8 protein-coding genes are annotated in these 12,380 nt (G+C 31.0%); all 8 read left to right on the plus strand.

Going from position 1 to position 12,380, the window contains the following annotated elements; translation table 11 throughout:
* Positions 1-833 (plus strand): helix-turn-helix transcriptional regulator (locus tag ACMHJW_RS13810; RefSeq protein WP_413533987.1); only part of this gene is annotated, 833 nt, incomplete at its 5' end.
* Between the two features lie 177 nt (positions 834-1,010).
* Positions 1,011-3,941: a SusC/RagA family TonB-linked outer membrane protein gene (locus ACMHJW_RS13815; RefSeq protein WP_413533988.1), complete on the plus strand. Its 2,931-nt coding sequence runs from the start codon at positions 1,011-1,013 to the stop codon at positions 3,939-3,941.
* 19 nt (positions 3,942-3,960) lie between these two features.
* The gene (locus ACMHJW_RS13820; protein ID WP_413533989.1) at positions 3,961-5,394 is read left to right on the plus strand and encodes a RagB/SusD family nutrient uptake outer membrane protein; all 1,434 of its coding nucleotides are present in this window, start codon (positions 3,961-3,963) and stop codon (positions 5,392-5,394) included.
* On the plus strand, positions 5,394-6,734 hold the full coding sequence (locus ACMHJW_RS13825; RefSeq protein ID WP_413533990.1) for a glucoamylase family protein: 1,341 nt from the start codon (positions 5,394-5,396) through the stop codon (positions 6,732-6,734). The genes ACMHJW_RS13820 and ACMHJW_RS13825 overlap by 1 nt, the downstream gene beginning before the upstream one ends.
* Positions 6,735-6,744: 10 nt before the next feature.
* Complete coding sequence (bglX, locus tag ACMHJW_RS13830) at positions 6,745-8,991, plus strand: beta-glucosidase BglX (protein ID WP_413533991.1); 2,247 nt, start codon at positions 6,745-6,747, stop codon at positions 8,989-8,991.
* Positions 8,992-9,077: 86 nt separating this feature from the next.
* A complete protein-coding gene (locus ACMHJW_RS13835) occupies positions 9,078-9,917 on the plus strand; it encodes an endonuclease/exonuclease/phosphatase family protein (RefSeq protein ID WP_413533992.1) in 840 nt (279 codons plus the stop codon).
* 2 nt (positions 9,918-9,919) lie between these two features.
* Positions 9,920-11,374 carry a glycoside hydrolase family 30 protein gene (locus tag ACMHJW_RS13840; RefSeq protein ID WP_413533993.1) on the plus strand — a complete coding sequence of 485 codons (1,455 nt, stop codon included), beginning with the start codon at positions 9,920-9,922 and terminating at the stop codon, positions 11,372-11,374.
* A gap of 104 nt (positions 11,375-11,478) precedes the next feature.
* The gene (locus tag ACMHJW_RS13845; protein ID WP_413533994.1) at positions 11,479-12,330 is read left to right on the plus strand and encodes an alpha/beta hydrolase; all 852 of its coding nucleotides are present in this window, start codon (positions 11,479-11,481) and stop codon (positions 12,328-12,330) included.
* Positions 12,331-12,380: the final 50 nt, after the last annotated feature.

Here is a 12,380-nt window from a genome sequence, read left to right on the forward strand (position 1 = left end):
TTTCGATTTTGAATGATGATTTTTCGAATTATCAATTATATTATCAATTAAATAACTCTAAAATACAACCTCTTAATCAGCCAATTATTAATTATAAACAATTAGAAAGTGGTTCATATAAATTGTCAGTTTATGCATTAAAAGATGGAAATTTTGTAGAACTGACTCATTTTGATTTTCGAGTTAAGAAGATTTGGTATTTATCAAATTTGATGATATTGTTTTATTTTCTAGCAATTATAGTGTTGATTTTCTTGATTTATAAATATAACAGAATGAAAGTTAAACAACGTTTTAAGATTAAACAAAAACAATTTGAATATGAAATAAACTTGATGGAAATAAAACATCAACAAGAGTTGAAAGAGTTGAATTATTATAAAGAAAAACAACAACTAGAAAATTCTTTACAAACAAAATCTACAGAATTAGCAGGACAAGCTTTAAAATTAGCTAATCAACGAGCTATGATATTAGAAATTAATCAATTATTTTCTCAATTAGAAATCAATGAGAAGAACGAAAAATTAAAAAAGAAATTTGAGAAAACGTTTTCGGAATATAGCTATAAGAGAAATGAGTGGCAAAATTTCGAGTTAAATATTCAAGAAATTCATCAAGATTTTATAAAAAGATTAGCTCAAGAATATCCTAATTTAACAGCAAAAGACTTAAAACTTTGTGTCTTTCTTCGAATGAATTTATCAACAAAAGAAATCGCTCCTTTAATGCATCTTAATTATAGATCAGTAGAACTACAACGATATAGATTACGTAAGAAAATGCAAATATCTTCTGAAATTAACTTAAATAAATACATGATTAATTTTTAAAAATCGGAAAAAATCTTACAGCATAACTACATCATTATATAAATAATTAAATTATTAAAATATTGATATATATATAAATATGTTTTATTTATTCAAGAAATATATTAAGTGATAATTATAACTTGTTAATCAAGTGTTAAAACATTCTATTTTTGGAATAACCATTATTAAAATAGAATGAAAAAATATTTTTTTCCATTATTTATTCTTGGGTCTTTATACATAAATGCCCAAGTTACAAACGATTCTATACAGATAGGAAATCCTTTAGATAACGACTCGATTTTATTAGATCAAGCTGTTGTAGTTGGATATGGCACTGTAAAGAAATCAGATCTTACATCAGCCGTTTCATCAGCTAATGCTAAAGATATTACACAAATTGCAAGTACAACTGCTATGCAATCCTTACAAGGAAAACTTGCAGGTGTTAATATTATTAATACAGATACCCCTGGTGGTACACCAACAGTTTTGGTTCGTGGGATGGGAACAGCTTTGGGAGGTAAAGCTCCTTTGTATGTTGTTGATGGATTAATTGTTCCAAATATTAATAATATTAATCCTAATGATATTGAAAAAATTGATGTTTTAAAAGATGCCGCTTCTTCAGCTATTTATGGAGTTCGTGGTGCTAACGGTGTAATTGTTGTTACAACTAAAAGAGGGAAAACAGGAAAGATTCGAGTTAACTACGACTCATATATTGGTGTAAGAAATACCATGAATATGGTTAAGATGGCTGATGCTAACCAGTATATAACTTATTTTAATGAACAAAGAAAAGCAACAGGAGGTTCTTTGATTTCTACAAATCAAAAATATAACACGAATTGGTTTGATGAAATGTTAACGACAGGACAGTTGATAAGTAACAACGTTTCTTTAGCAGGAGCTAGTGAGAATATTAATTATATGTTCAGTATTAATAATTTCGAAGAAAAAGGAATTTTAGAAGGTAATAACTTTAAAAGAACAACACTCCGTAGTAATAATGATTATAAATTATTTGACGGATTTTTAAAGATTAAACAGAATGTAAGTGCTACTTTTTCTAGAGAAGTTCCTAAACCTTATGGAGCATTTGATGTTGCTTATCGTCAATCTCCACTTGTTCCTGTAAAATATGATAACGGAAGATGGGGGTTACCTATTTTTAATACAACGACAGGAGAGGTAACATATGTTGCAAAACCAGGAGAAGTAACAAGTAATTTGAACTCTCATGGTAACCCAATGTCTACTTTATTCTATGATAATCAAAAAGCTAATTCAACGACACTTCAAGGAAATATTGAAGCAGAGTTGAAACTTACAAGAGGATTAACTGTGACTTCTCGAGCAGGAGGTACAAAATATTGGTACAAATACAGAGAATTTAATCCAATTAAGGAAAGATGGATTGCTGGTAATCCAATAAGAACTGCTGAAGAGTTTGAAGATTTAAAAGCAAAGAATCCTGCAAGTTCAACTTATATGAATAACTCTCTAAATCTAAATAATGTAGAAACATTTAGATGGTCATGGGAAAATTTCATAACATTTGATCGCAAATTTGGGGACCATTCATTCAATGTTGTTGCAGGAGTTTCTGCTGAAAAAATGGGAATTGGTCAATATTCAGATTTTACGGTATATGATGTTCCTGATAAAGAACAATATTGGTCAGCTCATCATGCTTCTGGGCAATACAAATCAGCAATGGATCAAAATAATTATACTCCAATTGCTTATGCTTCTTATTTTGCTCGTTTACAATATAATTACGCAAATAAATATTACGTTTCTGGAATTATTCGTAGAGATGGTTCAAGTCAGTTTAAACAAAATGAAAAATATTGGGGAACTTTCCCATCAGTTTCTGCAGCTTGGAATATTTCTAATGAAGAATTTTTAAAAGATAGTAATTTAATCTCTTTCTTAAAACTTCGCGGAGGTTGGGGACGTTTAGGTAATGCAGATGTTCCATATAACTATACAACAATTTCGACTTCTACAGGTAGTGATAATGCGAATTATGTTTTTGGACCTGGTCAAGATTTAATTTATGGAGCTTACATTGGTTCTCCAGCTTATGATATTTCATGGGAAATTGTAGATGAATGGAGTGCTGGTTTAGATTTCGAGTTATTAAGAGGGAAATTATCAGGAAGTTTAGATTATTACAACAAAACGACTAAAAATGCAATTTTAAATATTAAACAGATAGGTTCTTCTCCATATGAAAAAGATTTTTATGATCATGCTGCTAAAGTAGTAAATCAAGGATTTGAAATTGCTTTAAACTATCACAACGAAACATCAGGCGGATTTAGATACTCTATTGGAGGAAATTTTAACTACAATCAAAATGAAGTGAAGTCTGTGAAAGAAGGATATTCTGGAATGACAGGAGGTTCTTTGGGTAATGGTCAAATTGCAAAACGTTTAGAAGCTGGTCAACCACTTGGCTCTTTCTGGTTATATGAAGTAGAAGGTGTTTGGCAAACGCAAGACGAAATAAATAGCAATGCTCATTTATCAAGTGCTCTTCCAGGACATTTACGCTACAAAGACCAAAATGGAGATGGAGTTATTGATGATCGTGATAAAAAATTTATGGGATCATATATTCCAAAATATAACTATGGTATTAATATTAACTTAGAATATAAAAACTTCGATTTAACAATCAGTGGTTATGGTGCTGGTGGTAATAAGATTTATAATGGAATCAAAAACACACGTTTAGGTGGAGAAAATATATCAGTTGATATGTTCAATGATCGTTGGACAGGTGCAGGTAGTACTAATTCTCATCCAGGAGCAGAACGTGATCAAATCGCTTCATCATATTATTTAGAAAAAGGTAATTACTTCAAATTAAGTAATATGACAATAGGATATAATTTTAGAAATAAAATTGATTTTGTTAGAAACTTAAGATTATATGTTAGTGCACAAAACGTATTTATGATTACGAAATATTCAGGATTTACACCAGAATTAACTTTAGATAATGTAAAAGGGAAACGTTACGATGGAAGTCCTTATGGAACAACAGGTATGGATTTTTCAGCATATCCAAATGTTAGAACATTTTTAATTGGATTAAACGTTGAATTCTAATCTAAAAATTCTTTAAAAAATGAAAAAAAATATATTAAAAATAGTAACATTAACTTCTATACTTTCAATAACAACTTTTAGTTCTTGTACAAATGATTTTTTGAATGTTGATTCTCAAGAAAATATAGCAATTGATGATCAAGCATCTCAATCTCCAGAAAAATATGTGAATGGTATTTACGGAATGTTTACTGATTGGGATTATTCATTTTCTTGGTTAGGAGTTACTGAAATGATTTCTGACAATGCAGATAAAGGAAGTTCTTCTACAGATAATGGAGGAGATAAACGTGATTTAGATGAATTATTACATAGTTCTACAACAGGTTCTATCGAAGCTATGTGGAAACGTTTTTATAAAACAATTGGTAGAGCGTCATATTCTATAAAATATACGACAGAGTCATCAATCACAGATGCAGAAAAAAATAGATTAATTGGGGAAGCAAAATTTTTGAGAGCAGTTTCTTATTTTTATTTGGTTCGTATGTTTGGAGATACTGTTATACAAGAATTAGATGTTCCTGCAAGTTATTCTGTTCGTAAACCAAAGGCAGAAGTGTATGCCTATATCGAAGCAGATTTATTAGATGCAATATCAAAACTTCCAACTAAAAATGAGTATGCTGCAAAAGATTTAGGACGTGCAACAAAAGGAGCAGCTCAAGCTTTATTAGCAAAAGTATATTTATATCAAGGAAAAAATCAACAAGCGTATGATATGGCTACAACTGTTGTTAATTCTGGTATTTATGATTTAGAAAGTGATTATGCAACAACTTGGAGAAAAGAAACTGAGAATGGTAAAGAATCTTTATTTGAAATACAAGCTCGCGGAGATGCTGTAGCGCATGGTGTTCAACAATATTCAGAAACTCAAGGAGCTCGTGGTACCGGAGGTTGGGGCTGGGGATTTAATGTTCCTTCTCAAAATTTATTAGATGCTTTTAATGCAGAAGGAGACGCTATTCGTCGCGATGCAACAATTATTTTCAGAGGAGAGACTTTATATGATGGTCGTTTAGTACCAACTTCTGTAGAAAACCCGATGTATAATGAAAAAGCATATTCAAGTGCTAATTTAGGTGCTGCAGATGGTGATAAAAACATTCGTGTAATTAGGTTCTCAGAAGTATTGTTAATCCAAGCTGAAGCAGCAAACGAAATTGGTCAAGATGCTTTAACACCTCTTAATCGTGTTAGAACACGTGTTAAATTAACTCCTGTAGGAAGTATGTCTAAAGATCAATTACGATTAAAAATTTGGAATGAAAGACGTTTAGAATTAGCATTCGAACATGATCGTTGGTTTGATTTGGTTCGTACAGGTCAAGCAAAAGAGATGATGGCGAAAAATGGTAAAACTTTTATTACAGGAAAGCATGAATTGTTTCCAATTCCGAATGGACAGATTATTCAGACTCCATCTATGACTCAAAACCCAGGTTGGTAATGGTTAAGTTAAATAAAACAATAGTTACTTGCGCTCTTTTATGTGGTGCAAGTACTTTTGCTCAAACAAAACAAGAGAATAAGCTGTTAGATAAAGTTCAAAAACAGACGATTCAATATTTTTGGGATTATGCAGAACCTCATTCAAAATTAGCTCGTGAACGCTTTCATCCTGATGGATTTTATCCAGAAAATGATTCGAATATCATTACAACAGGAGGAACGGGTTTTGGATTAATGAGTTTGATTGTAGGAATTGAACGAAAGTTTATTCCAAGAAAAGAAGCAACTGAACGAATTTTAACTGGATTGAAATTTTTACAAAAAGCAGATCGTTTTCATGGTGCTTGGCCACATTGGTTAAATGGCGAAACAGGAAAAGTAAAAGCTTTTAGTACATATGATAACGGAGGTGATTTGGTAGAAACTGCATTTCTTGCTCAAGGTTTAATTTGTTTGAAAGAATATTTCAAAAATTCTAAAAATGAGAAAGAAATAGAGATTTCACAATTGGCTGATCAGCTTTGGAAAGAAATTGACTTCAATTTCTATACACGAGGAGAGAATGTGTTGTATTGGCATTGGTCACCAAATTACGAATGGAAAATTAATTTTCCTTTAAAAGGATTTGATGAAACAATGATTACGTATGTTATTGCTGCGGCTTCTCCAAAATATTCTATTCATTCAGAAGTTTATTACAACGGTTGGACAAGAAATGGTGATATAAAATCAAATGATTCTGCATACGGAGTTCCATTGATTGTAAAGCATAACGGAGTCGATAATAATGTAGGTCCATTATTTTGGGCACACTATTCTTTTATTGGACTCAATCCAAACAATTTAATAGATGGAATAGGGATTGATTATGGAAAAGTAGTGAAAAATCAAGCAAAAATTCATTACATCTACAATCAGCAAAAAACAGAAAGTTTCAAGAAATATGAAAAAAATATGTGGGGATTAACAGCGAGTTATACCTTTAATCCAAATGGTACAGAAGGTTATACAGCTCATTCTCCATTAAATGACAATAATATAATTACGCCTACAGCAGCTTTATCATCTTTCCCGTACACACCAACAGAATCAATGGGTTTTTTAAAGTTTATTTACGAAAAACAGAACAAAAACTTGATTGGAATAGCAGGTCCGTATGACGCGGTTGATGTAAAGAATGATCGAGTGATTACAAAATATTTGGCGATAGATCAAGGAACAATCACTCCAATGATAGAGAATTATCGCTCCGGGTTATTATGGAAATTATTCATGCAAAATGAAGATGTACAAAGAGGTTTAGATAAACTTAAATTCAAAACGACAACTTCGAATTAAAATCAAAAAAATGAAAAAACTAATTTATTCAATTGCTTTCTTAGGATTAGCATTTAATACTTATGCGCAAAAAATCAAGTTTGATCAATCAAAATCGAAAGTAGAGTTCATCGATTATGTGATGAATCAAATGACGATTGATGACAAAGTAGGTCAGATGGTACAATATACCTATGATGGAGGTGATGTTACAGGATCTGCAATTGATAAAAATTATATAAAATATACGAAACAAGGTATGATGGGGTCGGTGTTTAATGCTACGACAACTGATATTACCAAAAAATTACAAAAAATTGCTGTTGAAGAAACACGTCTTGGAATTCCATTAATTTTTGGATATGATGTGATTCATGGATACGAAACCATTTTCCCTATTCCACTTGGAGAGGCATCTTCTTGGGATTTGAAAGCAATTGAAAAATCTGCCCGAATTGCTGCAGAAGAAACAGCTGCTGGTGGAGTTCATTGGACTTTTGCTCCAATGGTTGATATAGGTTTTGATCCTCGCTGGGGACGTGTTTCTGAAGGTGCAGGTGAAGATACTTTCTTAGGAAGTAAAATTGCAATAGCTCGTGTTAACGGTTTTCAAGGAAAAAGTTTATATGATTTGAATACTGTCTTAGCATGTACAAAACACTTTGCAGGATATGCTTTGGCACAAGCTGGTCGCGATTATGGAACAGTTGAAATCTCTGATCGCTTTTTAAGAGATTATATATTACCTCCTTTTAAAGCAACGGTTGATGCAGGAGCAGGTTCTTTTATGACGTCTTTTAACGAAATTGGGGGCGTACCTTCTACAGCAAGTAAATATTTGTACGATCAAATTTTACGTAAAGAATGGAATTACAAAGGGTTTGTTGTAACAGATTATACGGCAATTCAGGAATTAGTCCCTCATGGAATTGCAAAAGATTTGGAAGAAGCAACACTAAAATCGGTTGAAGCTGGTATAGAAATGGACATGATGAGTGGTGCTTTTCTTAATCATTTACCAAAATTGGTAAAAGAGGGAAAAGTAAAACAAGATGTGATTGATACTGCGGTTCGTAGAATTTTGGAAGCAAAATATGATTTGGGACTTTTTGAAGACCCATATCGTTATTCAAATGCAAAAAGAGAGAAAGAAACTGTAATGAAACAAGAGTTTTTAGATGAAGCTCGTGATGTTGCGCGTAAATCAATGGTTTTATTAAAGAATGATAAACAAACATTACCATTAAAGGAATCTCAAAAAGTTGCAGTTATTGGTCCATTGGTAAAAGATGAGAAAAATATTATTGGAAACTGGGCTGCGCGTGGAGATCGTTATGGAAAAGCATGGTCAGTTTGGGAAGGTTTGAATGATGTTTTAGGCAAAAATGCAAAAATAACTTATGCACAAGGAACTGAGCTTAATTCGTCTAAAACTGATGGTTTTCAAGAAGCAATTGACATAGCGAAAAACTCGGATATAATTGTTGCTGTAATGGGAGAAAACGAAAACCAAACAGGTGAAGCGGCTTCTCAAACAAATATAGATTTACCAGGAAATCAAAAAGAATTATTAAAAGAATTAAAAAAATTAGGTAAACCAATTGTTTTAGTTTTAATGTCTGGTCGTCCGATGACAATTTCGTGGGAAAATGATAATATGGATGCAATTTTATATGCATGGTACCCAGGAACAATGGGAGGTTTAGCAATTACAGATGTTTTATATGGAAAATACAATCCTTCGGCTAAAACACCTATGACATTTCCCCGTTCAGTTGGTCAAATTCCAATTCATTACAATCAAAAAAATACAGGTCGACCTTATTTAGGAGAAAGCGATACAGAGCAAAAATATAAATCTCGTTATACAGATTCTCCAAATTCACCTTTATATCCATTTGGTTACGGTTTAAGTTATACAACATTTGATTACAGTAACTTAAAAGTGAACAAATCAACAATGAAAAATGGAAAGGATGAAATAAAAGTATCTGTAAATGTTAAAAATACAGGAAAATACGATGGAGAAGAAGTGGTACAATTATATGTTCGCGATTTAGTAGGAAGTGTGACGCGTCCAGTTCGCGAATTGAAAGGTTTTGATAAAGTGATGATTAAGAAAGGTGAAACAAAAACAATTACGTTTACATTAACTCCTGAAGATTTAAAATTCCACGATATCAATATGAACTATGTTGCAGAAGCAGGTGACTTCGATGTTTTTGTTGGAGGTGATTCGAATGCTTCACTTAAGACAACATTTACATTAGTTGATTAAATTCCTCATATATAGTTAGAAATTTAATTTATTTCTCAGCCAAGTGAGTATACAAATGCTTACTTGGATTTTTACAAAATTCACACATGAAAAAATATATAAGTTTAAGTTTAGTCTTAATCATGACAATGATAGGTTCTGCACAACAAAATTTATCAATTATGTCTTACAATATTAGATTAGCCTCTGTTGATGATGGTGAAAATCACTGGAATATCCGCAAACAAAAACTAGTAGATTTAATTAAATATTATGAGGCTGATTTCATTGGGGTACAAGAAGCACAAGTTCCTCAATTAGAATTCATCAAACAAAATAATACACAGCTCGACTTTATAGGAGAGCCTAGATCAAGTGATAAAAATGCAGAATATTCAGCCATTTTTTATAAAAAAGATCAATATAAAGTGATAGAACAGAAAACTATATGGCTTTCTGAAACGCCTGATAAAGAATCAAAAGGCTGGGATGCTGCATATAATAGAATTATTACATATGGATTATTTCAGGATAAAAGAACAAAGAAACAATTTTGGATAATCAACACACATTTTGATCACGTTGGTAAAGTTGCACGTCAAAAATCGTTAGAGTTAATCGATCAATTAATTCATGATTTAACAAGTAAAAAAGATTATCCTACTTTTTTTATGGGAGATTTTAACATGAATCATAATGATGCTTCTGTAAAATATATCCAAAACAAATATTTAGATACTCGTCTTAATGCGCAAATAGTTTATGGACCAGATTTTACATGGGAAGATTTTAAATTCAATGTAAAAGGAACGGAAATTTTAGATTACATTTTTTACAAAAAGAATGCAAAAGTAACGTGCAGAAGTTTTAATACGATTGATGATTTTTATGATTTTAAATACCCATCAGATCATTTGCCAATTTTAGCTAAATTTTTAATTCAATAATTATGACAAATTTCCATTTAAAATATCCAGTTCTTACAGCTTTATTATTCAATTATTTTGCAGTTAATGCACAAGATTTTAAACTTTCGGACAAAAAAATTGAAATCTATACAACTGCAAAAAATACAAATCAACGTATTTCAAAATCAACAGATAAAGTAGTAGTTAAAAAGTTTCCGCAACCCAAAGAAACGGATATTGCGATTTTTATTGATCCAAAACGTAAATTTCAAAAATTTGAAGGGATTGGTGGAGCAATTACAGATGCTTCAGCAGAAGTTTTATCAAAATTACCAAAAAAAACTCAGCAGGAAATCATCAAAGCTTATTACAACGAGAAAGAAGGGATTGGTTATTCATTGATTCGAACAACTATCAATTCAAGTGATTTTTCAAGTGATAGTTATACGTATGTAAAAGAAAATGATAAAGAATTAAAAAGTTTCGACATTGCACATGACTTAAACTATAAGATTCCGATGATTAAAATGGCAAAAGCAGAAATGAAAGATGCTTATCGTTTATATGCAAGTCCTTGGAGTCCACCAGCTTGGATGAAAACTAATAATAGTATGTTAAAAGGAGGTTCTCTAAAACCTGAATATTACCAAACTTGGGCAAATTATTTTGTAAAATTCATAGAGAATTATGAAAAAATTGGTTTACCTATTTGGGGAGTTTCTATTCAAAATGAACCAATGGCAACTCAAACATGGGAATCTTGTATTTATACAGCTGAAGAAGAAAGAGATTTTCTGAAGAATAACTTAGGACCAACACTTCATCAAAATGGAATGAAGGATAAGAAAATTATTGTTTGGGACCATAACAGGGATTTAATTTATCAGCGTGCTTCTACTATTTTGAATGATGCTGAAGCTGCGAAATATGTTTGGGGAGTTGGTTTTCATTGGTACGAAACATGGAATGGAAATACAAACTTGTTTAATAATGTAGCCTTAACTCATGAAGCTTTCCCCAATGTTAATCTTATTTTTACCGAAGGTTGTAAAGAACAATTTGATTATAGTCAAATGGGAAATTGGGCTCTGGGTGAAAAATATGGTTACAATATGATTAATGATTTTAATTCGGGTACTGTAGCTTGGACAGATTGGAATGTTTTGCTTGATGAAAGAGGAGGTCCAAATCATGTTGGTAATTTTTGTTTTGCTCCAATTCATGGTGATACAAGAAATGGACAAATTACTTATACCAATTCATTTTATTACATCGGACAATTTTCAAAATTTATTCGACCAGGAGCACAAAGAATTGCAGCATCCTCTAATCGTTCAGATTTAATGGTGACTTCATTCGTTAACAAAGATGGAAATGTAATAGTAGTTGTAATGAATCAAACAGATAAACCGTATTCATATAATTTATGGATTGAAGGTGAGGCTGTTGAAGTTAATTCACAAGAACATTCGATTAATACAATTGTTATTTCTTAAAATATAATAAATAAAGGGAAATTATTTATAGTGAATTGCTTGACAAGTAAATAACATGAGATATTAAAGTCAAGCAATTTTAATTTAAAAGAAAAAAGTAAGAAATGAAATATATAGTTGCCTTATTTTTAATGATAAATTATACATATGCACAGAAAATAGTTGTATATGATAAGGAAAATAATTTAGCATTTGATATTTATTATCCAAAAAACTATAAAGAAAATCAATCCTATAATGTATTTGCGTGGGTACATGGAGGAGGTTTTTCAGGAGGAACAAGAGCAGATAAAGAAGAAATTGAGCGTATGAAAGATGCTCAAGAAAGAGGTTTTATAGCTATTTCTATTTCATATAGACTATTAGCAAACTCTTCATATGGTTTTGGATGTGATTTACCAAAACAAGAAAAGTTGATGATTTTTAAAGAGGCATCTTATGATGTTTTAACAGCTCTAAATTATATACAAAATAATTTACCAATACTTAAATTCTCTATTAATAGATTGATTTTAGGAGGAAGTAGCGCAGGAGCAGAAACAATTCTAAATGCTTATTATTTAAAGGATTTATGGTTTGGGGAAAAATTTGATCAACTTAAAATAGATGGATTGGTTAGCTATGCTGGAGCTATTGTAGATGATCGTTATGTTACAAAATCTAATATTTTACCAACGATTTATGTACATGGTTTAAATGATGATGTGGTACCAGCATATAATGCTTCTCATAGAAATTGTTTGAATAATCAACCAGGATTTTTTCCATTGAATGGTTCTCATTCTTTAGAAGCTTTGAATAGAAAATACGCTCAAGCATCATTAGCTATTTTTTCTGCATCTGGTAAACACGAATGGTCTGGATTGAGAAAAGAATATTTAAATAATGTATTTGATTTTATATCTAAATCAATTATTGGTATAGATAAAGAAAATAAACAAATTAATATCAACTAATTAGAATATTCTTTGCTTGGAGAGGAAAAACAATTTGTATTTTAAGTCTG

The organism is Empedobacter brevis (genome assembly GCF_965118635.1).
Taxonomy (GTDB): Bacteria; Bacteroidota; Bacteroidia; order Flavobacteriales; family Weeksellaceae; genus Empedobacter; species Empedobacter brevis_A.

Bases quoted from the DNA above. Each gene is read 5' to 3' on its own strand.
- ACMHJW_RS13815 (WP_413533988.1), top strand. From the start codon at position 1,011: ATGAAAAAATATTTTTTTCCATTATTTATTCTTGGGTCTTTATACATA.
- ACMHJW_RS13820 (WP_413533989.1), top strand. From the start codon at position 3,961: ATGAAAAAAAATATATTAAAAATAGTAACATTAACTTCTATACTTTCA.
- ACMHJW_RS13825 (WP_413533990.1), top strand. From the start codon at position 5,394: ATGGTTAAGTTAAATAAAACAATAGTTACTTGCGCTCTTTTATGTGGT.
- bglX (WP_413533991.1), top strand. From the start codon at position 6,745: ATGAAAAAACTAATTTATTCAATTGCTTTCTTAGGATTAGCATTTAAT.
- ACMHJW_RS13835 (WP_413533992.1), top strand. From the start codon at position 9,078: ATGAAAAAATATATAAGTTTAAGTTTAGTCTTAATCATGACAATGATA.
- ACMHJW_RS13840 (WP_413533993.1), top strand. From the start codon at position 9,920: ATGACAAATTTCCATTTAAAATATCCAGTTCTTACAGCTTTATTATTC.
- ACMHJW_RS13845 (WP_413533994.1), top strand. From the start codon at position 11,479: ATGAAATATATAGTTGCCTTATTTTTAATGATAAATTATACATATGCA.